Annotated in this window: 27 protein-coding genes; 12 read left to right on the plus strand and 15 right to left on the minus strand. The window is 68.0% G+C overall.

Annotated elements, in window-relative coordinates:
- Positions 1-37: 37 nt before the first annotated feature.
- Complete coding sequence (locus KBY65_RS07715) at positions 38-457, minus strand: HesB/IscA family protein (RefSeq protein ID WP_094561542.1); 420 nt, start codon at positions 455-457, stop codon at positions 38-40.
- Positions 458-570: 113 nt separating this feature from the next.
- Between KBY65_RS07715 and zds the strand changes: the two genes are divergently transcribed.
- The 3 genes from zds (at position 571) to KBY65_RS07730 (ending at position 2,997) form a co-directional block, all read left to right on the plus strand.
- Complete coding sequence (gene zds, locus KBY65_RS07720; protein ID WP_094561526.1) at positions 571-2,058, plus strand: 9,9'-di-cis-zeta-carotene desaturase; 1,488 nt, start codon at positions 571-573, stop codon at positions 2,056-2,058.
- Between the two features lie 8 nt (positions 2,059-2,066).
- Positions 2,067-2,510: an SRPBCC family protein gene (locus tag KBY65_RS07725; RefSeq protein WP_094561525.1), complete on the plus strand. Its 444-nt coding sequence runs from the start codon at positions 2,067-2,069 to the stop codon at positions 2,508-2,510.
- 67 nt (positions 2,511-2,577) lie between these two features.
- Entirely contained in the window at positions 2,578-2,997 is a 420-nt protein-coding gene (locus KBY65_RS07730) for a hypothetical protein (protein ID WP_143592919.1), read from the plus strand.
- On the opposite strand, the gene KBY65_RS07735 is transcribed toward KBY65_RS07730, so the two are convergent.
- From KBY65_RS07735 to KBY65_RS07755, 5 genes are read right to left on the minus strand one after another with little or no spacing between them, the layout of a single operon-like run.
- Positions 2,981-3,790, minus strand: a complete 810-nt coding sequence (locus KBY65_RS07735) for a uroporphyrinogen-III synthase (RefSeq protein WP_094561523.1) — start codon at positions 3,788-3,790, stop codon at positions 2,981-2,983. The genes KBY65_RS07730 and KBY65_RS07735 overlap by 17 nt on opposite strands.
- A gap of 18 nt (positions 3,791-3,808) precedes the next feature.
- Complete coding sequence (locus KBY65_RS07740; protein ID WP_255001088.1) at positions 3,809-5,017, minus strand: TPR domain-containing glycosyltransferase; 1,209 nt, start codon at positions 5,015-5,017, stop codon at positions 3,809-3,811.
- Between the two features lie 5 nt (positions 5,018-5,022).
- Positions 5,023-6,672 carry a glycoside hydrolase family 3 N-terminal domain-containing protein gene (locus KBY65_RS07745; RefSeq protein WP_255001090.1) on the minus strand — a complete coding sequence of 550 codons (1,650 nt, stop codon included), beginning with the start codon at positions 6,670-6,672 and terminating at the stop codon, positions 5,023-5,025.
- A complete protein-coding gene (gene rbfA, locus KBY65_RS07750) occupies positions 6,662-7,054 on the minus strand; it encodes a 30S ribosome-binding factor RbfA (protein WP_094561520.1) in 393 nt (130 codons plus the stop codon). Before rbfA ends, KBY65_RS07745 begins: the two co-directional genes overlap by 11 nt.
- A gap of 2 nt (positions 7,055-7,056) precedes the next feature.
- Positions 7,057-7,263, minus strand: coding sequence for a DUF751 family protein (locus tag KBY65_RS07755; RefSeq protein ID WP_094561519.1), 207 nt, complete (start codon positions 7,261-7,263; stop codon positions 7,057-7,059).
- A 65-nt stretch (positions 7,264-7,328) separates the two neighbouring features.
- Here KBY65_RS07755 and KBY65_RS07760 point away from each other — a divergent pair, with 65 nt between their 5' ends.
- Positions 7,329-8,048: a glutathione S-transferase family protein gene (locus tag KBY65_RS07760; RefSeq protein ID WP_255001093.1), complete on the plus strand. Its 720-nt coding sequence runs from the start codon at positions 7,329-7,331 to the stop codon at positions 8,046-8,048.
- On the opposite strand, the gene KBY65_RS07765 is transcribed toward KBY65_RS07760, so the two are convergent.
- A complete protein-coding gene (locus KBY65_RS07765; protein WP_094561517.1) occupies positions 8,005-8,670 on the minus strand; it encodes a DUF6816 family protein in 666 nt (221 codons plus the stop codon). The genes KBY65_RS07760 and KBY65_RS07765 overlap by 44 nt on opposite strands.
- Here KBY65_RS07765 and KBY65_RS07770 point away from each other — a divergent pair.
- Positions 8,669-8,929: a chlororespiratory reduction protein 7 gene (locus KBY65_RS07770; protein ID WP_094561516.1), complete on the plus strand. Its 261-nt coding sequence runs from the start codon at positions 8,669-8,671 to the stop codon at positions 8,927-8,929. The two genes, KBY65_RS07765 and KBY65_RS07770, sit on opposite strands and share 2 nt — an antisense overlap.
- A 2-nt stretch (positions 8,930-8,931) precedes the next feature.
- On the opposite strand, the gene KBY65_RS07775 is transcribed toward KBY65_RS07770, so the two are convergent.
- The gene (locus KBY65_RS07775) at positions 8,932-9,558 is read right to left on the minus strand and encodes a shikimate kinase (protein WP_094561515.1); all 627 of its coding nucleotides are present in this window, start codon (positions 9,556-9,558) and stop codon (positions 8,932-8,934) included.
- Positions 9,559-9,629: 71 nt separating this feature from the next.
- Between KBY65_RS07775 and KBY65_RS07780 the strand changes: the two genes are divergently transcribed.
- Both KBY65_RS07780 and KBY65_RS07785 read left to right on the plus strand, forming a co-directional pair.
- Positions 9,630-10,571, plus strand: a complete 942-nt coding sequence (locus tag KBY65_RS07780; RefSeq protein WP_255001095.1) for a 6-pyruvoyl trahydropterin synthase family protein — start codon at positions 9,630-9,632, stop codon at positions 10,569-10,571.
- A gap of 3 nt (positions 10,572-10,574) precedes the next feature.
- Positions 10,575-11,222, plus strand: a complete 648-nt coding sequence (locus KBY65_RS07785) for a RibD family protein (protein WP_255001150.1) — start codon at positions 10,575-10,577, stop codon at positions 11,220-11,222.
- A 5-nt stretch (positions 11,223-11,227) separates the two neighbouring features.
- Here the strand turns inward: KBY65_RS07785 and KBY65_RS07790 are convergent, their stop codons facing one another.
- Positions 11,228-11,665: a hypothetical protein gene (locus KBY65_RS07790; RefSeq protein WP_255001097.1), complete on the minus strand. Its 438-nt coding sequence runs from the start codon at positions 11,663-11,665 to the stop codon at positions 11,228-11,230.
- Here KBY65_RS07790 and KBY65_RS07795 point away from each other — a divergent pair.
- The gene (locus tag KBY65_RS07795; RefSeq protein ID WP_255001098.1) at positions 11,664-12,854 is read left to right on the plus strand and encodes a GNAT family N-acetyltransferase; all 1,191 of its coding nucleotides are present in this window, start codon (positions 11,664-11,666) and stop codon (positions 12,852-12,854) included. The genes KBY65_RS07790 and KBY65_RS07795 overlap by 2 nt on opposite strands.
- Positions 12,847-13,230, plus strand: coding sequence for a DUF4346 domain-containing protein (locus KBY65_RS07800; protein ID WP_255001100.1), 384 nt, complete (start codon positions 12,847-12,849; stop codon positions 13,228-13,230). Before KBY65_RS07795 ends, KBY65_RS07800 begins: the two co-directional genes overlap by 8 nt.
- Positions 13,231-13,260: 30 nt before the next feature.
- Here the strand turns inward: KBY65_RS07800 and KBY65_RS07805 are convergent, their stop codons facing one another.
- Positions 13,261-14,868, minus strand: coding sequence for a B12-binding domain-containing radical SAM protein (locus KBY65_RS07805; protein WP_255001102.1), 1,608 nt, complete (start codon positions 14,866-14,868; stop codon positions 13,261-13,263).
- Between the two features lie 147 nt (positions 14,869-15,015).
- Between KBY65_RS07805 and KBY65_RS07810 the strand changes: the two genes are divergently transcribed.
- Positions 15,016-15,108, plus strand: coding sequence for a cytochrome B6 (locus KBY65_RS07810; RefSeq protein ID WP_094561510.1), 93 nt, complete (start codon positions 15,016-15,018; stop codon positions 15,106-15,108).
- Here KBY65_RS07810 and KBY65_RS07815 read toward each other — a convergent pair.
- The gene (locus tag KBY65_RS07815; RefSeq protein WP_255001104.1) at positions 15,095-16,318 is read right to left on the minus strand and encodes an MFS transporter; all 1,224 of its coding nucleotides are present in this window, start codon (positions 16,316-16,318) and stop codon (positions 15,095-15,097) included. The genes KBY65_RS07810 and KBY65_RS07815 overlap by 14 nt on opposite strands.
- Positions 16,315-17,691: a 30S ribosomal protein S12 methylthiotransferase RimO gene (rimO, locus tag KBY65_RS07820; protein WP_255001120.1), complete on the minus strand. Its 1,377-nt coding sequence runs from the start codon at positions 17,689-17,691 to the stop codon at positions 16,315-16,317. The genes KBY65_RS07815 and rimO overlap by 4 nt, the downstream gene beginning before the upstream one ends.
- 105 nt (positions 17,692-17,796) lie before the next feature.
- Between rimO and KBY65_RS07825 the strand changes: the two genes are divergently transcribed.
- Complete coding sequence (locus KBY65_RS07825; RefSeq protein ID WP_255001122.1) at positions 17,797-18,723, plus strand: vitamin K epoxide reductase family protein; 927 nt, start codon at positions 17,797-17,799, stop codon at positions 18,721-18,723.
- Positions 18,724-18,729: 6 nt separating this feature from the next.
- Here KBY65_RS07825 and nadB read toward each other — a convergent pair whose 3' ends face one another.
- From nadB to KBY65_RS07840, 3 genes are all read right to left on the minus strand, one after another.
- Positions 18,730-20,391 (minus strand): L-aspartate oxidase, encoded by a 1,662-nt coding sequence (gene nadB / locus KBY65_RS07830; protein WP_254988779.1) that lies wholly within the window; start codon positions 20,389-20,391, stop codon positions 18,730-18,732.
- 87 nt (positions 20,392-20,478) lie between these two features.
- Positions 20,479-20,856 (minus strand): photosystem II complex extrinsic protein PsbU, encoded by a 378-nt coding sequence (gene psbU, locus KBY65_RS07835; protein ID WP_094561507.1) that lies wholly within the window; start codon positions 20,854-20,856, stop codon positions 20,479-20,481.
- Between the two features lie 111 nt (positions 20,857-20,967).
- Positions 20,968-21,744, minus strand: coding sequence for a DUF3120 domain-containing protein (locus tag KBY65_RS07840; protein ID WP_315860055.1), 777 nt, complete (start codon positions 21,742-21,744; stop codon positions 20,968-20,970).
- A gap of 85 nt (positions 21,745-21,829) precedes the next feature.
- Here KBY65_RS07840 and KBY65_RS07845 point away from each other — a divergent pair, with 85 nt between their 5' ends.
- Positions 21,830-22,711, plus strand: a complete 882-nt coding sequence (locus KBY65_RS07845; RefSeq protein ID WP_255001124.1) for an undecaprenyl-diphosphate phosphatase — start codon at positions 21,830-21,832, stop codon at positions 22,709-22,711.
- Positions 22,712-22,732: the final 21 nt, after the last annotated feature.

Raw genomic sequence — 22,732 nt, forward strand, 5'->3', positions numbered from 1 at the left:
CAGCGGGGAGGTCTGCGCTGAGGAGCTTGGCCATGGCCTACACCGCAAACGAACTGCCGCAGCCGCAGGTCTGGGTGGCGTTGGGGTTGGTGAAATTAAAGCCGCCGCCGATCAGGGCACTGGAGAAATCCAGCTGCATCCCGTAGATGTAGAGGAGGCTTTTCGGGTCGCACACCACCTCGAAGCTGGGCGCCCCAGCTGGCTCATAGGTGTAGCGCTCGTCGTCGCTGCGGATCTCGGTCGGAGCGATGAAATCCATCGTGTAGCTCATGCCGCTGCAGCCTCCCGAGCGCACGCCCACCCGCAACACCTTGTCTGGGCCCTGCTGCTGCATCAGGGCGGCGAGCTGCTTCATGGCCGGCTCGGTGATCTGGATGCCCTTGCCGTCTCTGGCGGTGAAGGTGGCCTGGGGTACCGCGTCGGTGGCGGCCTGGGCTTCGGCGATCTCGCTGCTCATCATGGGCGGGGTGATCGGGGGATTGGGCCTGTTCCACCCATCGTATGGAGCCCGCCCAGTCGCTGCCGGGCTGGCCCGCTCCATAGAGTCGTTCCCACTCAAGGAGCAGCAGGGTGCGCGTCGCCATCGTGGGTTCAGGACTGGCCGGCTTGTCGGCGGCGGTGGATCTGGTGGATGCCGGCCACCAGGTGGATCTCTACGAGGCGCGGCCCTTCATGGGCGGCAAGGTGGGCAGCTGGGTGGATGAGGGCGGCAACCACATCGAGATGGGGTTGCATGTGTTTTTCTTCAACTACGCCAACCTTTTCGCCCTGCTGCGCAAGGTGGGTGCGATCGACAACCTGCTGCCCAAGGATCACACCCACCTGTTCGTGAACACGGGCGGCGACCTGCGCGAGCTGGATTTCCGCTTCGCCCTCGGCGCTCCCTTCAACGGCCTGAAGGCCTTCTTCACCACACCCCAGCTCGACTGGGTTGACAAGCTGCGCAACGCCCTGGCCCTGGGCACCAGCCCGATCGTGCGCGGCCTGGTCGACTACGAGGGCGCCATGAAGACGATCCGCGCGCTGGATCGCATCAGCTTCCAGGAGTGGTTTGTTGGCCATGGCGGCAGTCAACAGAGCATCGAGCGGATGTGGAATCCGATCGCCTATGCCCTGGGCTTCATCGATTGCGAGGCGATCTCGGCCCGCTGCATGCTCACCATCTTCATGATGTTTGCATCCAAAACCGAGGCCTCCAAGCTCAATCTGCTCAAGGGTTCGCCCCACCGCTGGCTCACCGGCCCGATCTTCGACTACATCCAGCAGCGCGGCGGCCGGCTGCACCTGCGCCACCGGGTCACCGAGATCCACTACGAAGAGGCTGGCGCCACCCCCAGCGCCGACACCCGTGTCACCGGACTCACCCTGGGCACCCCTGAGGGTGAAATCCAGGTGCAGGCCGATGCCTACCTGGCCGCCTGCGATGTGCCCGGCATCCAGCGGATGATCCCAGAGGCCTGGCGCAGCCACAGCCTGTTCGACAACCTCTACCAGCTCGAAGCGGTGCCGGTGGCCACCGTGCAGCTGCGCTACGACGGCTGGGTGACTGAACTGGGCGATTCCCCCGCCGCGCAGGCCGCCCGCGGCGATCTCAGCCGCCCCGCCGGCCTCAACAACCTCCTCTACACCGCCGACGCCGACTTCAGCTGCTTCGCCGATCTGGCCCTGGCCAGCCCAGAGGACTACCGCAAGCAGGGCCTGGGCTCCCTGCTGCAGTGCGTGCTCACCCCTGGCGATCCCTGGATCCCCAAGAAAACCGAGGAGATCGTGGCCGCCACCGATGCCCAGGTGCGCCGGCTGTTCCCCTCCGCCGCAGGCCTCACGCTGGTGTGGAGCAATGTGGTGAAGCTGGCCCAGTCGCTGTATCGCGAGGCCCCCGGCATGGAGCCCTACCGGCCGGATCAACGCACACCGGTGAGCAACTTCTTTTTGGCCGGTAGCTACACCAAACAGGACTACATCGATTCGATGGAAGGCGCCACCATGAGTGGACGTCTGGCCGCTGCGGCGATCCTGGACCGCCCCGTGGCCCTGGCCACCAATACCTCTGTTAGTTAGGAGATTCCATGGGCCGTTGGCTCGAGCACAGCGTCACCACGGACATCCGGGCTTCGGTTGAGCAGGTGTGGGAGGTGTGGAGTGATCTGGAGTCCATGCCCGAATGGATGCGCTGGATCGAGTCGGTGGTGACCGAACCGAACGACCCCGATCTCACCGACTGGACCCTGGCGGCTCAGGGCTTTCGCTTCCATTGGAAGGCCCGGATCAGCCAACGGGTGGAGGCCCAGCAGCTGCACTGGGAGTCGGTGGGAGGCCTCCCCACCAAAGGGGCGGTGCGCTTCTATCCGCAAGCCCCCCAACTGACGGCGGTGAAGCTGAGTGTCAGCTATGAGTTGCCGGGGGTCTTGGCACCGCTGATGGAACCCAGCATCCTGGGGGGGATCGTCACCAAGGAGCTCCAGGCCAACCTGGACCGTTTCCGTGACCTGGTTGAAACCCGTTATGCCTAGGTTCGCCACTGTGGCTGTAGGGGCTGCGCTACTGCTGGCCTCCTGTGGTGGGGAGCAACCCCCGGAGATGACCAGCCAGCTGCCGCCGCCCCCTTCGGCCGTGGTTGGGTCGTCTCCAGCCGCCTCGCCCCCGATGGCCGCTCCGGGCCCTCCGGCTGGGCTCACGCCCCTGCCCAGTTCCAGCCAGGTGGTGGCTTCTATCGCCTCTGGGCGAGTGGACCCCTTCGCTCCGGTGGGGGGCTCCGGGGGGAGTTCGGCCCCGCTCAGTCTGCCGCCGGGTCTGATTTTCAATGGCGTGATCCGCTCCGGCGGCACGCCCGAGGCTCTGGTGCAGTTCGAGGGCGAAACAGGCACCTTGCGGGTGGGCCAGCGCGGCGGTCGCACCACCCCACTGCTGCCGGCGGGTTGGAGCGTGGCCAGCATTGATGTTCAGCAGGGGCGCCTCACCCTGCGGCAAGGCAAGCAATCGGTTACGGCTGAGCTCTGAGGCTGCGACTGCAGGCTTCCACCAGGCCTGCCAGATCGTGTGGATCGGCTTCGCCATCCACCCGGCCCAGCAGCTGCCGGCAGCGGTCGCTGGTCTGGGGGCCGATCGACACCACGGCCACCCCGTCCAGCTGGCGCGGCCAGGCCGGCCCGTAGGCCGCCTCCAGCATCTGGCAGGTGTGGCTCACGGTTTTGCCGCTGCTGAAGGTGATGGCGTCGAGGTGCCGTTGCTCCAGGGCTGCTACGGCGGCGCTGGGCAAGCCCTCCGGGCAGCGGGTTTCGTAGGCCGCCACCTCCACCACCCGGGCGCCGGCCTCGGCGAAGGCCTCCGCCAGGAGGGTGCGGCCACCGCTTTGCACCCGAGGCAGCAGCAGCCGCAGTCCCCATCCCGAGGCAGGGAAATGTTCCAGCAGGCTGTCGGCCACGAAGCTGGGCGGGATGAAATCGGCGCTGGCGCCGAGAGCATCCAGCTGGGCTGCCGTTTTGCGGCCCACGGCGGCCAGCTTCAGGCTGGCGGGGCGCCGGGCCAGGGACCGGCCCAGGCGGCGCAGCCGCTGCTCCACGGCCTCCACTCCATTGCCACTGGAGAACACCAACCAGTGGAAGTCGTCGAGCTCGGCCAGGGCGTCGTCGAGGGGCCCCCATTCATCGGGGGGCGTCACCACCAGCGCCGGTAGGTCGACCACCGTGGCGCCAGCCGCCTCAAACAGCCGCCGGGCCTCTCCCAGCTGGGTCTCGGCCCGGGTTACGGCGATGGTGCGGCCGCTCAGGGACAACTCGGGGGCCAGGGTCATGGCGGTGCAGTCCTGGGGTCAGTCGTCCAGCTTGACCATCGTGCCGGCCTGGCGGCGCAGCGCCTCGGCCTCGTCTCCGCGGTTCTGCTGCACCAGCAGCGCGATCGCCTGGCGAAAGGCCGAACGGGCGCCGGGGATGTCACCGCCGAGCAGCAGCGCAACCGCCAGATTCTGTTGGGCGGCGGCCAGACTGGGATCGCGCTGCAGGGCGGCGCGATAGGCCGCGATCGCATCCGGGAGCCGGCCCCGCCGCCGCTCGACCAGCCCCAGATGCAGCCAGCCCAGGGCCAGCTCCGGGGCAGCCGCGGTGGCTTCGCGACAGCGGCTGCAGGCCTCTTCCAGGCGGGTATGCCCCTGCGCCTCCCCCTGCTGCAGCAGGCCGGCCAGGTTGAGCCGGGCCGCCAGGGTGAGCCGCGGCGGCAGCGGTAGGGCCAGGGCCTGGCGGTAGAGCTGCTCGGCGCGGGCCGGGGCGCTGCTGGCGTGGGCGATGGCCAGGTGCAGCAGCAGCTCATAGCGCTCGGGATGGCGGCAGGGCGGGCAGTGGGCCAGCCCCTGCTCCAGTAGGGCGATGCCGCGTTCGCGGTTGCCCTCGCTCACCTCCAGGCTGCCGAGCTTGGCGCAGGCGTAGGGGTCGCCCGGGTGGACGGCCAGGTCGGCTTCCATGGCCTGGCGCAGCCGCTCGGCCTTGGTGCCGCTGGCCAGCAGCTCGGGCCTGTAGCCGTCATGGGCGATGGCCGGCACATCGCAATCGGCCAGGCGCCAGTGGGGCTCCTGCTCCAGCAGGGCCAGCACGCTGTCATCCACCATGGAGTGGTAGGGCCGGCTCCAGTGGATGGCCGGATGGCGGCGAAACAAGCGGCTGACGTTGGAGTAGGGCGACTGGGCCGCCCCCCGCTCCTGGCGCAGCAGGTTGATCAGCAGCAGATCCGGCTGCGCCATCAGCTGGCGCAGGGGTTCGCGGGCCTCGGGCAGCAGCCACTCATCGGCATCGAGCACCAGCACCCAGTCGCCGCGCACGTGCTCCAGGGCCGCATTGCGGGCCGGGGCGAAATCACCCGGCCAAGGCAGCTGGTGCACCACGGCGCCGCAGGCCTCGGCCACGGCGACGGTGGCATCCGTGGAGCCGGTGTCGAGCAGCACCATCTCATCCACGAACCCCGCCACCGAGACCAGGCAGCGCTCCAGCCGCTCGGCTTCGTTGCGCACGATCATCGAGAGGCTGAGCATGGGCGTCAGTCGGTGAAGCCGGCGCCGGCTTCAGTGTCCCCCAGCCCCAGCCCCCTGCCCAGCCGGTTGAGCGCTTCCGCCTGGGCCAGGGGCATCTGGCCGGGGCTGTAAACCCCCGGAATCCCGGCGGGCAGCAGCGGCTGCAGCTCCTCCCACAGGTAGGGCGAGCCATACACCACCACGCCGGCCAGCCGCCCCGCCGTCACCAGTTGCCGCAGCGCAGCTGGCCAGGGTTCGGCGCTGCCGGCGCTGCCGCGGAAGGGATTGCCCCGCACAAACAGCTGCAGCAGCACCGGCCCCGGGCCCAGGTGCTCCAGGGCCAGGGGAGCGTCGGCGACACCACTCCAGAGGCTGGGGCTGCGGCTCTCCAGCAGCACGCTGCGCCAGCCCCGGGCTTCGGGGCGGCTCAGGGCTGGGGCGGTGGCGGGCAGAAAGGCGGCGGCCAGGGCCGAATCCAGGCGGATCAGGTTGATTCCTGGCTGTCCGGCCCTTGGGTCCGTTGCAGTCCTGCCGCCATCCGGCGTTGCCTCCAGGCTGGCCTCCAGGGTGGCGATCACCAGCTCCAGGGCCAGGGCCTGGTCGGGCTGGGCGGCGGCTTCGGGGTCTGGGGCGGCCGCCGGTTCGGCGCAGCACGCGAGGGCCCGGCGGCGGCGCTCGGCACTGGCCTCGAGTTGGTCCCGGCTGAGTCGGCCGCTGTGCACGGCCTCAGCGATGGCCGCAATGGCGGCCGCGGCATCGGCGGGCATCAGCACCAGGTCGGCGCCGGCCTCCAGGGCCAGCACCGCCGCTTCGCCGGCGCCGTAGCGGCCGGTGATGGCCTCCATCACCAGGGCATCGGTCACCACCAGCCCGCCAAAGCCCAGCTGCTGGCGCAGCAGCCCGGAGAGCACCGGCCTCGACAGGGTGGCGGGCCGCTCCGGATCAAGGGCGGGCAGCATCAGATGGGCGGTCATGACGGAGGCCACCCCGGCGGCGATCGCCTGCTCAAAGGGCGGCAGTTCGATCGCCGCCAGCCGCTCGCGGCTGTGGGGCAGCAGCGGCAGGGTGAGATGGGAATCGCTGCTGGTGTCGCCGTGGCCGGGAAAGTGCTTGGCGCAGGCGAGCACCTTTTCGGATTGGGCGCCCCTCACGAAGGCCGCCGCCAGCGCCCCCGCTGAGGCCTGGTCATCCCCCCAGGCCCGCACGTTGATCACGGGGTTGGCGGGATTGTTGTTGACGTCGCACACCGGCCCCAGCACCCAGTTGAGGCCCAGGGCCCGGGCATCCCGGCCGGTGCAGCGGCCGTAGCACTCAGCCAGGGCGACCGCCCGCTGCGGTTCCTGCCGGTAGAGGCGCCCCAGGGCCAGCGGCGGCACCAACCAGGTGGCCCCGTCAAAGCGTTGGCCCACCCCTTCTTCCACATCGGCGCAGAGCAGCAGTGGCTGGCCGGCCCAGCGCCGCAGCTGGGCGCAACGCAGGGCCACCTCCGCTGCGCTGCCGCCGAGAAGAATGACGCCGCCCACCCCGGCCTCCAACAGGGCCCGGAGCTGGGCATTGGGCAGTTCCCAGCGGGGGTAGCCCCGTTGGTGGTCGGCGAGGGTGCCGCTGGCGCGCACCACCAGCAGTTGGTGAATCAGCCGCAGCAGGGCCGGATCAGGCGCGGCCTCAGAGCTCACTGGCCTCGGCCGGTTCACCTTTCTCCTGCCGCTGCTCCTCGAGTCGGTTGAGCAGGCCCAGCACCGAGGTGCCTTTTTCAAGGCCGCGGTCGAGCACGAACACCACCTCGGGGGTACGGCGCATCTTCAACCGCCGGCCCAGCTCACCTTTCACGTAGACGCTCGCCGAGCGCAGACCCTCCATGGCCTGGCTGCGATCGTCCTCGCTGCCGAAAATGCTCACGAAGATCTTGCAGTGCTGCAGGTCGCCGGCCACCTCCACGGTGGTGACGCTCACCATGCCCTGGCTGACCCGCTCGTCCTTGATGCCGCCGATCAGCAGCTCACTCACTTCGCGGCGGATCAGGGAGGCCACCCGCTCCACCCGTCGGCTCTGTGCCATGGCTATGCCAGCGGTGCTGGGTTCACCATCGCACGCAGGATCAGCGCCAGGCTGAGCATGCCGCTGACGCCCGCCCCGATCAGGGCCACCGCCGTGACTGGATTGCGGCCCCGGGCCGCGAGGGGCTCGAACACCGAATTGGCCACCCCCAGGCCGAAGGCCACCAGATAGCGCGGGTAGCGCGTCACGTTTAGGAAGAAGTCCTTCATTGCCCGGAGTGGTCGGTGCCTGCTGCGTGCTGGCTACTCTGCCGCCCAGAGGCGGAGTTTGACGCATGCAGCTGCACCAGTTCAGGCATTCCGCCTTCTGCGAGAAGGTGCGGCTGGTGCTTGCCGCCAAGCGCCTCGACTACACCGTGGTGGAGGTCACCCCCGGCATCGGCCAGTTGGAGCTGTTCCGCCTTTCCGGCCAGCGCCAGGTGCCGGTGCTGGTGGACGGCAGTGAGGTGATCGCCGATTCCACCGCGATTGCGCTCTACCTCGAGCGGCATCATCCTGAGCCGCACCTGCTGCCGGAGACCCCGGCGGAGCGGGCTCGGGTGCTGCTGATCGAAGACTGGGCCGATACGGCCCTGGCCGCGGGTTGCCGGTTGGCCCTGGTGCAGGCCGCTGCCAGCGATGCCGTGCTGCGCAGTGCCCTGCTGCCGGACTCCACCCCGGGCCCCCTGCGCCAGCTGGTGAGCAGCCTGCCGGCGGGGGTGATGGCCGGCGTAGGCGAGGCGGTGGCCAGCGTGGTGGGCACGGCCGAATGCCAACAGCTGCAGACCAACCTGGAGCAGCTGGCGTTGTTGGTGGCCGACCAGCCCTACTTGGTGGGCGACCGCCTGACGTTGGCCGATCTGGCGGTGGCGGCCCAGCTGGGGTTGTTGAAGTTTCCAGCCAGCAGCGGCGTGCCCCTGGCGGGTCTGGGGGTCAGCGGCATCGCCGACCATCCCCTGCTGGAACCCCTGTTCAGCTGGCGGGATCGGATCGCGGTGGAGGCGGGACGGGGCTAACGGGCGTCAGCTCCAAGCTGTAGTGGCCGCTGCTGCTGGCCGCGGCGGCCAACCCCAGGGCCGGTGAGGGGTAGCTGGCCTGCCACTGTTCGGCGCCCACGCTCCCATCGGAGCGGACGCTGTAGCGGCTCAGGGTTTCCACCCGGCTCACCCGCGGATCGCCGGGGCCATGCAGCACCTGCAGGGCCAGCTCGTCGGTCCAGAAGTGGGTCGCATCCGGCTGTTCGCTGCGGCGCCCCACCACCGTCGATTCCAGCCGCTGATCGCCAGCCAGCACGGCGATTTGGCGGTTGGGGTTGGCCGGATCATTGGCCACCTGCAGCAGCGCTTTGCCCAGCAGGGCCCGGCCGATCGCCGTGGCGTTGAAGGCCCGATCGCCCACCACCGCGCCGTTGGCGTTGCGTTCGAACTGCACCCGGTAGTCGAGGTCGTCGCTGCGCACCCGCCAGCCGCCCTCCATCCAGGCGGGGTAGGTGAGGTCCTGGTGCCCGGGTCGGCTCGAGGGGCGCTCCAGGGGGGCGGGCAAGCGCCATTCGGGCCAGTGGGCGGCCCGCTCCGCCAGCACGCCGGGACTGACCGCCAGCAGCAGCGCCAGGATGGGGGCCAGTAGGGCGCCAGTCATGTCCGATCCCCTGTTGCGGGAGCTTGATCATTACGTGGTGCTGGAGCCTGCCGGCGAGGAACGGATTCTCACTGCCGCCGAAACCCTGGCCTGGCTGGCGGCTCAGCTCACGGCCCTGGAGCAGGTGCCGGCGGATCTGGCGGCTTTGGCCACTCCTGCGGAGCAGGCCCAGCGGCTGTTGGAAACGGCCTGCGAACTGGAGCTCGCCCCAGGCTTGTCAATCCAGTGGTTCGCCGTGCGACTGGAGCCCCCCGGCTGAACTCAGTTCAGGCTCGCGGTGGTTTCACCGTTGTCGTTCTGGAGGCGGATCGGGGCTTCGGGGGCGGCGGCCGGCTCTTTGAGAATCGCTGGCAGGGCTGCCAGCACCTGCTGGGCCACCTGGGCGGGGTCTTCGCCCCCCTGAGGCACCTGCAGGTCGGCCTGGCGGTAGAGCGGTTGCCGCTGGGCCAGGAGCTCACCCAGACGGGCGCCGGGATCGTCGGCCTGGAGCAGGGGCCGGGGGGTAGGATCGGCTCGCAGCCGCTTCAGCAGCAGCGGTGCCGGCGCATCCAGCCACACCACCACGCCCTGGCGCATGTGTCCCCAGTTTTCCGGTCGGGTCACCACCCCGCCGCCGGTGGCCACCACCAGGGAATGCCAGCCAGCGATCTGGCCCAGCACCGCCGTTTCCAGCTCCCGAAAGCCAACCTCGCCGTCGCTGGCGAAGATGTCCGGGATGGTGCGGCCCGCCACCTGTTGGAGGGCGTCGTCGGCGTCGAGAAACCGGTAGCCCAGCGCTTCGGCCAGGGGCCGACCGACCGCACTCTTGCCGGCGCCCATCATGCCGACCAGATACAGGTTGAGCCCCTGCAGCCGCTGGGCCAGGGCGTGGTGGCTGGGGGTGGTCATGGGGAGGTTCTGATGGCACAAACGCCGCGGCCCTGGCCGTTTCTAGGATGAAGGGCCTCCAGTCCTGGGCGATGACGGCTACTGCAACCGCCCAAGGCCCAGCCCATGGTCGCGGTCGGCCCTGTGTGATCACGCGCAGGGCCACCTTCAGTGCCAGTCATCGGTATTGGTTGCCCGAGCTCAGCCCCGAGGACAACCAGGCCCGCTTCGGGCCCTGCAGCCTGGCGCCGGGCCATGGCCACAACTACACCTTGATCGTGGCGATGGGTGGGCCCCTGGATGCCGATGGCATGGTGCTCAACCTCTCGGAGGTGAAGCACGCCATTCGCGCCGAGGTCACGGCCCAGCTCGATTTCCGTTGTCTCAATGAGGCTTGGCCGGAGTTTGACCTGAGCCGCCCAGAGGGTCGGCTGCCCACCACCGAAGCCCTCTGCCAGGCCATCTGGACCCGTTTGGCCCCCAAGCTGCCCCTGGTGGGGCTGCGTCTGCACGAAACCGACACGCTCTGGGTCGACCTGCTCGCCCCCGGCTCCACCCCGACCCCCATGGAAGCTTTCCTCTCGATCCGCACCCACTTCGCCGCCGCCCATCGCCTGGCCCGGCCCGAGCTCTCCCAGAGTGAGAACGAGACCATTTACGGCAAGTGCGCCCGGCCCCACGGCCATGGCCACAACTACCTGCTCGATGTGACCGTGCGAGGTCCGATCGATACCCGCACCGGCATGGTCTGCGACCTCGCGGCCCTGCAGCAGCTCGTCGACGATCTGGTGGTGGAGCCCTTCGACCACACCTTTCTCAACAAAGATGTGGAGCATTTCGCTGCCACCGTGCCCACAGCCGAGAACATCGCCCTGCATATCGCTGATCTGCTGAGCGCCCCGATCGCCGCCACCGGCGCCCGGCTCCACAAGGTGCGCCTGCAGGAGAGCCCCAACAACGCCGCCGAGGTGTTTGCTGAAACCCCCCAGCTGGAGATGGTGCCCGCTGCCCTGGAAGCCCTGGTGGCCGGCTGAGCGCTGCCGGTGCCAAAGCTGCGTCTGGTGCTGGCCGTCAGCCTCGACGGCCGCCTGGCTCCCCCAGACGGTGGGGCTGCGCAGCTTGGTGGTGCGGGTGATCGTCGGGTGCTGGAGGAGGCCCTGGCCTGGGCCGACGGCTGCTTGATCGGTGCCGAAACCCTGCGGCGCCACGGCAGCACCTGTCTGATCCATGCCCCCGACCTGCTGGCCCAGCGGGCCGCTGCCGGCCGCAGCGACCAGCCGGTGGCATTGGTGGTGACCCGCACCGGCCAGATTTCCGCCGAGCTGCCGTTCTGGCAGCAGCCCTTGCAGCGCTGGTTGCTGGCTCCGGCGGTGGCGCCTCCCTTGCCGGGATGTGACCGGCATCTGGGCCTGGTGAGTTGGTCTGCTGCCCTGTCTGCCCTCCAGGCAGCCGGATTGGAGCGGCTGGTGGTGCTGGGCGGCGCCACTCTGGCGGCGGGCCTGCTGGCGGAAGGTTGGATCGAGGAGCTGCAGCTCACCCTCTGCCCCCAGGTGCTGGGCGGACCCCATAGCTGGGTGCCGCTGCAGGCGGCGATCCAGGCAGGCGCCTGGCGTCTCGAAGAGCATCGGCGCCTGGAGGGCGATGAGTTGCTGGTGCGTTACCGCCGCGTTTTGGCGAAGCCCTGAGCCAGCTACTTGAGAGGGATGTGCTGGAGGCTACTGGCGGGCAGACCCAGCATGCGCGCCAGGCAGCGTTTCACCACCAGCTCGCTGTCGGCGCCGAAGTCGCCGCGGATCAGTTCGCCCAACACCGCCAGGCTGCGGCCGCCGGAGGCGGTTTCCTGCACCAGGCACTGGCTGGTGGGCTTGGCCAACTGGGCGCAGGGCGCCTCGAGTTTGGCGGCCAGGCTGGCATTGCCGGCGGATGCCGTTTCCACGCACACGGTTGTGAGCCGCTGCTCCAGCTGGGGGCGCATCAGCTGCAGCACCGGCAGCAGCAGGCTGGTCAGCAGCACGGGCGTGAAGAGCTGCACTTGGGTGAAGGGGGCACGCATCAGTTGGGGCGCCAGGGCAGCACAGCTCTGGTTAGTTTTGCCCCTTCCTCCCTTGCCGGCCGTCGTAGCAGCCATGGCTGAGTTGCAGGCCCGCTGGCATCAGAGCCTCACGGAGATCCCGGAGCACCGCTTGGATGCGCTGCTGGCTGCCGCCCACCCCCAGGGCTTACCGTTTTACCGCTGGCGCTGGCTGCACCAGCTCGAGGCCAGCGGCAGCATCGTGCCGCGGGAGGGATGGCAGAGCTGCCATCTGGGGCTGTGGCGCGGTGGGGAGTTGCTGGCGGTGGCCCCCCTGTATCTCAAGGGCCACAGCTACGGCGAATTTGTGTTCGACCAGAGCTTCGCCCAGCTCGCCGGACAACTGGGCCTGCGCTACTACCCGAAGTTGGTGGGGATGAGCCCGGTGAGCCCGGTGCAGGGCTACCGCTTCCTGATCGATCCCACTGAAGATGCTGCCGCGCTCACGGCCCTGATGCTGGAGCTGATCGACGACTTCTGCCGTCAACAGGGCATCCTCAGCTGCAACTTTCTCTATGTCGATCCCCAGTGGCAGCCCCTGGCTGAGGCGGCCGGTTGTGCGGCCTGGGTCAACCAGCAGAGCCTGTGGACCAATCCCGGCCACAGCGATTTCGACGCCTACCTGGCCAGTTTCAATGCCAACCAGCGCCGCAACATCAAGCGGGAGCGCCAGGCGGTGAGGGCTGCTGGTCTGACGGTCACCCCGCTGGCGGGGGATGCCATTCCCCCAGCGCTGGTGCGGCGCATGCACGACTTCTACGCCCAGCACTGCAGCCGCTGGGGTCCCTGGGGCAGCAAATACCTGAGCGAGACGTTCTTTGACGTCCTGGCCACCGACCCTGAGCTGCGCCGGCATCTGGTGCTGTTCAGTGCCCACCGCGGCGAACCGACGCAGCCTGTGGCGATGTCGCTCTGCGTGCATGCCGGCGATCAGCTGTGGGGGCGCTACTGGGGCAGCGACGAGGAGATCGACTGCCTGCACTTCGAGGTCTGCTACTACGCGCCGATCGCCTGGGCGATCGAACGGGGCATCCGTGGGTTCGATCCCGGGGCCGGCGGCAGCCACAAACGCCGCCGTGGCTTTGTGGCCCAGCCCCGCGTCAGCCTGCACCGCTGGAGTGATCCGCGCTTTGCCGGGATCCTGCGCCGCTGGTTGCCAGGGGCCAATACCGAGATGGCTGAGGCCATGGCGGCGATGAATGCCGAGTTGCCCTTCACGGCTTCCTACGATCCACCCCATGCCTGATGTGCCCTTCACCCGCCAAGAGCTCGACGAGCAGCTCTCCCAGCGGTTCATCGATCTGGATCCCGCCGGCTATTTCCTGATTCGTATCGATCGGGAGGCGGCCGAGCTGGTGGCCGAGCACTACGGCAATGGCATTGATGAGCGCGGGCTGGCCACCGATCCAGACACCGGTGAGGTGTTGAGCTGCCGTGGCGGCGGTCCCCGCCGGCCGGTGGCCGTGTATCGGGCTCGATCCGCCAAGCAGCTGGGAATTGCCCTCACGGAGGGATCTGGCCCCCACCCCCTGAGCCGCCTGGATCACGCCCTGTATCTCGGCCGAGAACTCCAGCGCGCCGAGGCCTGCCTGGAGCAGGGCCTCGACTATGTGCAGGACTGAACGCGTGCAGGACTGAGTGCTTGAGGCCAGTTAGGCCGGCTGTAATTCGCGGCTGGGTTCAGCCGGAGCCTTGGGCGGATCGGGCGGCAGGGTGGCGAGTTGCTCCTCGATTTCGCGGCGCACGATGGCGCGGTATTCGAGGAAATGCTCGTTGTGGGCCAGGATCGAAAGGAAACCGGTGAAGCGCTTGGGGTTGTGCTTCGCCATGCCATAGAGGGCTTTCCAGAAGCGCACCCGCGTGTTCCGCTTCACCCCCTGGCGCCAGAGAATGATGCCGAGAGCGCGTAGATCAATCCAGCTGGGAGGCTTCGACGGACGGCTGCCCGGAACGATGAGCTCCTTGTATTTCTGGGGCGGTAATTTCAGGAAATACGAATAAACGCGATCAATGAAAGCATTCGGTTCGTAGAGCGCGCCAAAGGCATCCACGTATTCATTGGCGATATCACGAATCGGCCGCGTGGGAATGAAGTTGAGCAGGTTGGTCTGGTTGACACCTTTCGCGGCGGCTTTGCCTTCGATCAGCCGCCCTTCCTTATCAAGGCGATGCCAGAGGGCTGTGTTGGGGAGAGCCTGCAACATGCCCATCATCGCGTGGGGAATGCCGGTGCGCGTCACAAATTCAACGATCCGGCGCCCAGCCCCTTCTTTTTCGCCATCGAATCCGATGATGAACCCCGCCATCACCCGCAGGCCATAGGACGTGATCTTGTTGACCGAATCCTCCAGGGAACTGCGGGTGTTCTGAAGTTTGCCGGCGGTTTCCAGGCTGGATTCGTCGGGGGTTTCGATGCCGAGGAAGACGCTCTCAAAGCGACATTCCACCATCATCTGCATCAGATCGTCGTCAGCGGCGAGGTCGACCGAGGCCTCGGTCGCGAAGCTGAAGGGGTAGCCGTGGTCGATCTGCCACTGGCGCAGCAGCGGCAGCAACAGCTTTACGTTGCGCTTGTTGCCAATGAAGTTGTCATCCACCAGAAATACGGAGCGCCGCCAGCCCAGGTCGTAGAGGTACTGGAGCTCAGCAACCAGTTGCTCTGGCGCTTTGGTGCGTGGCTTGCGGCCATACAGCACGATGATGTCGCAGAACTCGCACTGGAAGGGGCAGCCTCGGGAGAACTGCACCGACATTTCCGAATAGGCGTCCAGCTCGAGCAGGTCGAAGCGCGGGATCGGCGTTCCGGTGACGTCCGGCTTGACCCCATCGGAGCTGAATCGGCCTTGGCGTTCGCCCCGCTCCAGGGCTTCAATGAACATTGGCAGGGTGATTTCGCCCTCGTCGAGGATCTTGAAATCGGCCAGATCGAGTTCCGGCGCATCCGGGGTTGAACTCGCAAACGGGCCGCCCACGGCCACCGGGATGCCGCGCTGTTTGGCCTTGGCGATCTGCACCGCCATGTCGCCCTTTTGCACGATCATGCCGGAGATCACCACCAGCTCTGCCCAGTCCCACTCGGCATCGGTGACCTCGCGCACATTGCGGTCCACCAGCTTCATCTCCCAGCTCTGGGGCAGCAGGGCCGCCACCGTTACCAAGCCGAGCGGGGGGAGAAGGACCTTCCGATCGATCAGCTCGAGGATTTTTTCGTAGCTCCAGAAGGTTTTCGGGAACTCGGGGTAGGCAAACAGGGTGCGCATACAGGCAGCAGAGCTGGAAAGGGGCTGAACCAGGGCGCTTGGACTGCGCTGGGATGCGTCTCGAATGGAGCTAAGCCTAGGTGGTTCACGGAAGGGCTGATGGTGCCCGCTTTCTGCTGTAATGGCTGAACCTTTGACAGGGCAGCCATGGGTGTCGCGATCTATTTGGGCCTCGTTGGTGGTGGTTTGGCCGTGGCCATCGCCGCCTCGATCGTGCTGCGCGGCATCAAGCTGATCTGAGTTCCAGCCGCAATCGGCCCCGCTGGCGCAGTTCGATCAAGCCGACCACCAGCCCGGCTGTTCCCAGTAGGGCAAACGTGCCGCGCAGTCCCAGCGTGAGGCTCAGGGTGGCCGCCAGCAATCCACTCAGCCCGCCACCGCCGAGGAAGGCGATCTGGCCCAGCCCCGCCATGCGGCCTCTGATCGCCATGGGGGCCCCCACCTGGCTGATCAGGTTCACCCCCGACAGCAGGCAGGCGGTGCCGGCTCCGATCGCAAAGGTGGCCACCAGCCCCAGGCTGCTTGTGGCTGGTTCGCTGAAGCGGGCCATGGCCAGCTGGGCGGCGGCCGTTACCACCGTGCAGCTGCCCAGTAGCAGGGCCGGCCGCTGACTCAGCCAGCGGCTGTGCCGTTGCAGCACGAGTCCGCCGCTGATGCTGCCGGCGGCCAGCACGCTGGTGAACAGGCCCAGGGCCTGGGGGGATGGACCCAGGAGATCCCGGGCCATCAGCGGCGCCAGGCCTGGGTGAAAAAATCCCACCAGGCAGGCCAGCGCTGTGTAGCGCAACACGTGCCGCAGAACCGGCCCACTGCCTGTCCAGGCGGCCCTGAGGCTGCTGCCAGCACCGGCGACGCTGCGGTGCTCCTGGGTTCGGTTGGGCTTGATCAGCCACAGCACTGAAGCGATGGGCAGCAGGTAGGTGGCGGCATCGATCGCCAGCGCCGGTCCCGCCCCCGTCCAGGCCAGCAGCCAGCCCCCCAGGGGCGGGCCCATCAGCTTGCCCACGTTGAACACCACCGAAAAGCTGGTGATGTAGGGCGCCAATTGGCCAGGACCGTCCACCAGTAGGGCGCAGTATTTGTTGCGGGCGGTGAGCTCGTAGGCGCTGGCGACGCCCACCAGCAAGGTGCTGAGCAGCAACAGGCCGATCTGCAGAGCCCCAGCGCTGAGGGGAATGGCAATGGCTCCGAGCATGCCGGCCCCGAACAGCCCCCACTGGGAGCGGATCAGCACGGCTTCGCAGCCCAGTCGGTCGGTGACCACGCCGGCCGGGCCACTGACCAGCAACGTCGGCATGGCCAGGGCAGCGAAATGCAGGGCCAGCACCATCGGGTTGCCGCTGCCATCCATCAGGATCCAGCCCTTGGCGGTGAGACCGGCAAATGATCCGGCCGTGCTTAGCCCTGAGGCCACCAGAAAGGTGGTGCGTTGATGCTTACGCCATCTCAAGCCCCGCCCCGCAGCGAGGCCTGGGCTTCATCCACCATCGCCCGGGCACCCACCACCTCACCGATCAGGTCGTAGGTGTCGGCGGCCGTGAGCCGCACCGGCACGAGTGTGCCTGGAGAGGCACAGAGGCCGCCTTCGCCGGGAAACACCCGCACCTCGCCATCCACCTCGGGGGCGTAGCGGGCGCAGCGCCCGATCATTTCACCGGTGCTGGGGTTCTCCTGCTCAATCAGCACATCCACGATGCGGCCCACCCAGGCGGCATTGCGTGCGGCGGCGATGGGTTGCTGCAGGGCCATCAGGCGGTCTTTGCGCTCCTGGGCCACCTCGGCGGGCACCTGATCCGGGAGCTCGGCTGCGGGTGTCCCCTCTTCAGCCGAGAAGGTGAACACACCCACGTGGTCGAACTGCTGCTCGGCCACGAAATCCAGCAGATGCTGGAACTGTTCCTCCGTTTCGCCGGGGAAGCCCACGATGAAGGTGGTGCGCAGCACCGCCTCGGGCAGCTGCTCGCGGATCCGGGTCAGCACCCCGCCGGTCACCTCGGCCTGCCAGGGGCGGTTCATCGCCCGCAGCACCTCGGGGTGGCTGTGCTGCAGCGGCAGATCCAGGTAGGGCAGCACGTTGGGCACCTCGCGGTAGGCCGCCAGCACCTCGCTCGTGAGGCCGGTGGGGTAGGCGTAGTGCACCCGGATCCAGGGGATCTCCACCTCTGCCAGGGCCCGCAGCAGCTCAGCCAGCTGGGGCTTGCCGTAGAGATCGAGGCCGTAGTTGGTGGTGATCTGGCTGATCAGCACCAGTTCCTGCACTCCCTGGGCCGCCAGTGCTTGGGCCTCGGCCACGATGCTCTCGATCGGCCTGGAGCGCTGGTCGCCGCGCAGGTGGGGAATGATGCAGAAGGCGCAGCGGTAGTCGCAGCCCTCCGCCACCTTCAGGTAGGCCACCGCCTCGCTGGTGGTGCGGTAGCGGGGCAGGTGCTCGTCGCCCACGAAGGTGGGGTTGGCGCTCACCTGGTTCACCCGTTCGCCAGCCTCCACCCGCTCCAGCACCGAAACGATGTGCTGGTAGTCGCCGGTGCCCACGATCGCCTTGGCCTCGGGCAGCGATTCGAGCAGCTCCTCCTGGAAGTGCTGGGCCAGGCATCCGGCGATGATCAGCTCCTTGCCTTGCTCTGCCAGCTCCACCAGGGTGCGCACCGACTCCTCACGCGCCTCCTGGATGAAGCTGCAGGTGTTCACCACCACCACGGTGGCGTCGGTTTCATCAGCACTCACCCCGTAGCCGGCCTCGGCCAGAAGACCGAGCATGTGCTCGGTATCCACCCGGTTCTTCTCGCAGCCCAGGTGGGCGAAGGCAACGTTCTTTTTGCTCATCATTTGCTGATCCATCTGACCCCAGCGGCCCGGGCAGCCGACCTTCCACCCTATGGGGGCGTGGGCGGATGGGGCTGCGAGAATGCTGCTAATGCAGCCGTCGCCGTGACCTCCACCCGCCTCAGCCAGCGCCTCAATTCCACCCGGCGCCGCAGCGATCCGGCCCGTCGCTGGGCCCGGGTGGCCATGGCTGTTCTGGCCACCATCGGCGCCATCGACACCGGTGCCATCACCCTCAAGCGCTGGGGGCTGCTCGGCCCGCTGAGTTGTCCCGGTGGGGCCGAAGGCTGCGACAAGGTGCTGAACAGCGCCTGGGGCAGCCTGCTGGGCCAGCCCCTCTCCCTGTTTGGTTGCCTGGCCTACGTGGCCGTGCTGGTGCTGGCGGTGTTGCCGCTGGTGCTCCGCGGTGATTCCCGCGCCGCCCTGGCCCAGCGCAGCTGGTGGGGGCTGCTGCTGCTCAGCACGGGCATGGCGGTGTTCAGCCTGCTGTTGATGGGGCTGATGGTGGTGAAGATCCAGGCCTTCTGTTTCTTCTGCGTGCTGTCGGCCACGCTGAGCCTGGCGCTGTTTGTGATCAGCCTGGTGGGCGGTGAATGGGACGACCGCGGCCAAGTTGTGTTCCGGGCTGTGATTGTGGCCCTCCTGGTGGCGATGGTCGGCCTGGGCTGGGCTGCCTCGGTGGATCGTCCCGCGGCGGTGCAGGGCGCCGGCGTGCCCCCTGTCGTGGAGACCGCCAGCAGCCCAGAGGCGATCGGCTTGGCCGACCATCTCACCCGCATCGGCGCCGTGATGTACACGGCCTACTGGTGTCCCCATTGCCACGAGCAGAAGGAGCTTTTCGGCAAGGAGGCCACTGCCAAGCTCACCTTGGTGGAATGTGCCGCTGATGGTCAGAACAGCCAGAAAGCCCTCTGCGACACCAAGAACATCGAGGGTTTTCCCAGCTGGGAGATCAACGGCAAGCTCGATTCCGGTGTGAAGTCGTTGGCCCAGCTGGCCCAGCTCTCTGGATACACCGGGCGGGTGCCCTAACCCTGCTCAGAGCAGGGGCGATGTGGAGGGCGGTTGGTGTTGTCGCTGGTCGGTGTGGCGCTGCCAGAAGGGCTGGGCTGCGGGGGCATCGGTGCGGTGGTGCCCGCCGCGGCTCTCGCTGCGAAAGAGGGCGGCTTCGACCAAGAGCCCGGCCAGCACCAGGCGCTGATGCAACTCCTGCAACCTTTTCAGAGCTGGCAGCTCGGCGGCGGCGAGCTGAAGGGATTGGCCAGGCGCGAGCGCCTGGAGTTGCTGCCAGGCAGGGCCGGCTTCCAGTTGCTGGCGCTGGCAGCGCACGTTCAAGAGGGCAGGCGCCAAGGCGTGGGCACTGCGTTCGACGCCCGCCACCTGCCAGCACAGGTCCCGTAGGGCGCTGATTTGGGCTTCCAAGGCCCCCAGCTGGGGTAGGCCCAGCCCGGCCATCTCGGGCAGATCCTGTTCCCCGCTGGTGTCGTGTTGGGTTGGGCGGGGCTGGTCTGGTGCCGGCGGCAGGTGGATGGTTCGCAATTGCCGGGCAAACACCAGGCACTCCATCAGGGAGTTGCTGGCCAGGCGGTTGGCGCCATGTACGCCGGTGCAGGCCACCTCCCCCACGGCGTAGAGCCCGGGCAGGCTGGTGGCGGCGTGCAGATCCGTCCAGATGCCCCCCATCCAGTAGTGGGCGGCGGGCGCCACGGGGATTGGTGCGCGGGTGGGGTCGAGCCCCAGTTCGCGGCAGCGCCCCAGGATTGTGGGGAACTGCTGCTCCAGTCGGGAGACGCCCACGGGCCGCAAATCCAGCCAGAGATGGTCCACGCCCAGCGCCCGCATGCGCCGGGCCAGGGCTCGGCTGACGGCGTCCCGGGGGGCCAGATCACCGCCCGGCAGGCCATCCACAGGGCTGTTGCCCGCCCCATCCACCAGGTGGGCCCCTTCACCGCGCACGGCTTCGGAGATCAGAAAATGGGGGGCTCCCGGCAGCATCAGGGCTGTTGGATGGAATTGCACGAATTCCAGATCGCGCACCACCGCTCCTGCCTGCCAGGCCATCACCACCCCATCGCCGCTGGCCAGGTTCGGGTTAGTGGTGTGGGCAAACAGGTGGCCGCCTCCCCCGGTGGCCAGCACCACGGCCCGCGCCCCCAGCCAGTGGATCCTGTTGCCTTCGAGCACCTGCAGGCCCACGCAGCGGCCGTGCTCCATCCAGAGCTGTAGCGCCACCACACCCTTGCGCTGCTCGAGCAGGGGCTGCCTCAGCACCTCCCGCTCTAGGGCATCCACCAGGGCGCCGCCGGTGCGGTCCTGGGCATGCAGCACGCGCCGGTGACTGTGGGCGGCTTCGAGGGTGGTGCTGAGGCCATCGCCGTCGCGGTCAAAGGCCATCCCCAGTTGGAGCAGGCGCTCCACGCAGGCAGGAGCCTCATGCACCAGCAGTTCCACGGCCGCCCGGTCGCACAGGCCGGCGCCGGCACTCAGGGTGTCGGCGATGTGGCTGGCGAAGCTGTCGTTGGGCCGGGTCACGGCGGCGATGCCCCCCTGGGCCCAGCGACTGGCCGATCGGGGGGTGCTACCGGGATCGCTGTCTTTGCTCAGCAGCAGAACGCGTAGATGGCTGGGCAACTCCAGGCAGGCCATCAGGCCGGCAGCTCCGCTGCCAACCACCACCACATCCCAGAACTGCTCTGCCATGGCGGCTGAAGGCATCCGGCAAGGACCGGCACTAAAAAAGCCGCCGGAAGGCCCCGACGGCTTTCAAGGTGGCAGTGAGCTTAGGGCTCAGCGGTATTGGCCATCGTTGATGCGGTCGTCGCCCTCGTTGAGGGCAATCGATGCCTCAGTGACGGTGAAGTTGTCCTTGTACTTGTTGAACAGTTCCTTCTGACGGTCGGTCAGATCCAGGCTGAGCACATCATCGACGCTCTGATAGGGACCACCCAGGACGATCTTGCCGGCCAGGGTGGGATACATGCCGGGATAATCCTGGAAGCGACGGACGGAGCAATTGTTGAGGTCCACCTTGCCGGCCCGCTCGGCGATTTTGTCGTCGGCCAGGTTGCGCCGGTCGGCGGCATAGGCGGCGGGGGGAATCAACAACGTGATCAGGAGGCCGGCCAGCACCACCCCACTCATCAGCCAGGCAACCAGCCGTTTCATCACGACACTCCGTTGAACTACGGGACGGGAGGTGGTCAAAGCCACCAGAGTTCAACGTTACAGAGCTGAGCCTGGATCCCTGGGCTGGCTGCCCCAGGATTTTGCAGATCTTCAGATCAGCCCGCTCAGGTTGGGCGCCAGTAGGGCCGCCAGCAGAAACAGGGCGTCTACTGCGAGGGTGGTGGCCAGGGCGGAGGCGGTGATGCGCCCCACCGGCCCCCGCTGCCAGAGCCAGCGGCAGGCCTGCAGCAACAGCGCCCCGCAGAGCAACACCAGGGCCAGGGGCAGGGGAGCCAGCACCTGCTGGGCGGCGGCCTGCAGCAGCAGAGGCGCATCCGCAGGGCTGGCACTCAGCACCTGGGGCCAAAAGGGCATCACGCCTGTGGCCGCCATGGCGGCATCTGTGAAGGCCGTCCCCATCAGGGAGCCCAGATAAAAGCCGCAGGCCAACTTCCAGCGTCCCTGCAGCCCCGCAAGGGCCAGCGGCAGAGCGAAGGCCTCAATGGGCAGATGCCAAAGGGGATGCAACCGCACCCACCCCCAGAACAGACAACCCCCCAGCCAGCTGCCGCAGAACCCCACCAGCAGCTCGCCGCTGCGGCGGATCCGGGGGCTGGGGTGGTGGGCCAGCGCCAGGGCAAAAGCCAGCAGCGGCACGGTGAACAGCGCAGCGCTGAAGGGGGCCAGCCGCACCCAAGGGGCCTGCAGGAACACCGGCAGGGTGACCAACACGCCGCTGATCAGGATCAGTCCAGGGTTGTGAGGCGCCTGGAGCCACGCCCAGGCGCCATTGCTGGCCCATGGCGTCGACGCCAAAAACCCGTTGCCCACCGCGGCAAGCGGTTGGCCCAGAGCCGGAGACTGTGCGCTGGGACGGGCCCCGACCACCAAGGGATGTAAAGAAAGTTGTCCAACCTTAAGGGGTCGAGCGGGGGCTCCGGCCATAGGGTCGGCCGAGTTTGCCCGGCACCGCATGGCCCTGTTTGCCGTTCTTCCGGATCTGACCGCCCCGATCATCGGGATTTGGGAAGCCTGCTTTCGATCGCTCATCCTCGGCGTGGTGCAGGGGCTGACGGAGTTTTTGCCGATCAGCAGCACGGCCCATCTCAAGGTGGTGCCGGTGCTGCTGGGCTGGGGGGATCCAGGGGTGGCGGTGACTGCCGTGATCCAACTGGGCAGCATTGCGGCGGTGCTCGGCTATTTCCGTGCCGACCTGGCTGAGGTGCTGCGCGGGGTGGCCAGGGCCTTCCGCTATGGCCAATGGAGCGATCCCTCCGCCCGCATGGGGGTTGCCATCGCCCTGGGCACCGTGCCGATCGTGTTGGCGGGTCTGGCTTTGAAGCTCTGGGTGCCGGGTTACGACAACTCGCCGCTGCGCAGCATGGGTTCGATCGCGGTCGTGTCCATCGTGATGGCCCTGTTGTTGGCCTGGGCTGAATGGGTGGGCAGCCGCCGCCGGCAGCTCGACGAGGTGCAGCCCCGTGATGGTCTGTGGGTGGGTCTAGCCCAGGCGCTGGCGCTGGTACCCGGCGTCTCCCGCTCCGGCAGCACCCTCACCGCTGCTCTCTTCGACAGCTGGCAGCGCCCGGCGGCGGCCCGCTTTTCCTTCTTATTAGGCATCCCGGCGATCACCCTGGCCGGACTGGTGTCGTTGAAGGAGGCCTTCAGTGCCCCCGCCGGCGGCGGCGTGGTGCCCATGTTGGTGGGAATCGTGGCCGCGGCGGTGGTGTCGTGGCTGGCGATTGCCTGGTTGCTGCGTTTCCTGCAGCACCACAGCACCTGGGTGTTTGTGATCTACCGGCTGCTGTTCGGCGTTGGCATCCTGATCTGGTTGGGCGCCAGAGTGAATGGCTAGTCCTTTGCACACCCCCTCCCG

This window comes from Cyanobium sp. Alchichica 3B3-8F6 (assembly GCF_024346435.1).
Taxonomy (GTDB): domain Bacteria; phylum Cyanobacteriota; class Cyanobacteriia; order PCC-6307; family Cyanobiaceae; genus Cyanobium_A.

Bases quoted from the DNA above. Each gene is read 5' to 3' on its own strand.
- KBY65_RS07715 (WP_094561542.1), bottom strand. From the start codon at position 457: ATGAGCAGCGAGATCGCCGAAGCCCAGGCCGCCACCGACGCGGTACCC.
- KBY65_RS07725 (WP_094561525.1), top strand. From the start codon at position 2,067: ATGGGCCGTTGGCTCGAGCACAGCGTCACCACGGACATCCGGGCTTCG.
- KBY65_RS07730 (WP_143592919.1), top strand. From the start codon at position 2,578: ATGACCAGCCAGCTGCCGCCGCCCCCTTCGGCCGTGGTTGGGTCGTCT.
- KBY65_RS07735 (WP_094561523.1), bottom strand. From the start codon at position 3,790: ATGACCCTGGCCCCCGAGTTGTCCCTGAGCGGCCGCACCATCGCCGTA.
- KBY65_RS07740 (WP_255001088.1), bottom strand. From the start codon at position 5,017: ATGCTCAGCCTCTCGATGATCGTGCGCAACGAAGCCGAGCGGCTGGAG.
- rbfA (WP_094561520.1), bottom strand. From the start codon at position 7,054: ATGGCACAGAGCCGACGGGTGGAGCGGGTGGCCTCCCTGATCCGCCGC.
- KBY65_RS07755 (WP_094561519.1), bottom strand. From the start codon at position 7,263: ATGAAGGACTTCTTCCTAAACGTGACGCGCTACCCGCGCTATCTGGTG.
- KBY65_RS07760 (WP_255001093.1), top strand. From the start codon at position 7,329: ATGCAGCTGCACCAGTTCAGGCATTCCGCCTTCTGCGAGAAGGTGCGG.
- KBY65_RS07770 (WP_094561516.1), top strand. From the start codon at position 8,669: ATGTCCGATCCCCTGTTGCGGGAGCTTGATCATTACGTGGTGCTGGAG.
- KBY65_RS07765 (WP_094561517.1), bottom strand. From the start codon at position 8,670: ATGACTGGCGCCCTACTGGCCCCCATCCTGGCGCTGCTGCTGGCGGTC.
- KBY65_RS07775 (WP_094561515.1), bottom strand. From the start codon at position 9,558: ATGACCACCCCCAGCCACCACGCCCTGGCCCAGCGGCTGCAGGGGCTC.
- KBY65_RS07780 (WP_255001095.1), top strand. From the start codon at position 9,630: ATGACGGCTACTGCAACCGCCCAAGGCCCAGCCCATGGTCGCGGTCGG.
- KBY65_RS07795 (WP_255001098.1), top strand. From the start codon at position 11,664: ATGGCTGAGTTGCAGGCCCGCTGGCATCAGAGCCTCACGGAGATCCCG.
- KBY65_RS07790 (WP_255001097.1), bottom strand. From the start codon at position 11,665: ATGGCTGCTACGACGGCCGGCAAGGGAGGAAGGGGCAAAACTAACCAG.
- KBY65_RS07800 (WP_255001100.1), top strand. From the start codon at position 12,847: ATGCCTGATGTGCCCTTCACCCGCCAAGAGCTCGACGAGCAGCTCTCC.
- KBY65_RS07805 (WP_255001102.1), bottom strand. From the start codon at position 14,868: ATGCGCACCCTGTTTGCCTACCCCGAGTTCCCGAAAACCTTCTGGAGC.
- KBY65_RS07810 (WP_094561510.1), top strand. From the start codon at position 15,016: ATGGGTGTCGCGATCTATTTGGGCCTCGTTGGTGGTGGTTTGGCCGTG.
- rimO (WP_255001120.1), bottom strand. From the start codon at position 17,691: ATGAGCAAAAAGAACGTTGCCTTCGCCCACCTGGGCTGCGAGAAGAAC.
- nadB (WP_254988779.1), bottom strand. From the start codon at position 20,391: ATGGCAGAGCAGTTCTGGGATGTGGTGGTGGTTGGCAGCGGAGCTGCC.
- psbU (WP_094561507.1), bottom strand. From the start codon at position 20,856: ATGAAACGGCTGGTTGCCTGGCTGATGAGTGGGGTGGTGCTGGCCGGC.
- KBY65_RS07845 (WP_255001124.1), top strand. From the start codon at position 21,830: ATGGCCCTGTTTGCCGTTCTTCCGGATCTGACCGCCCCGATCATCGGG.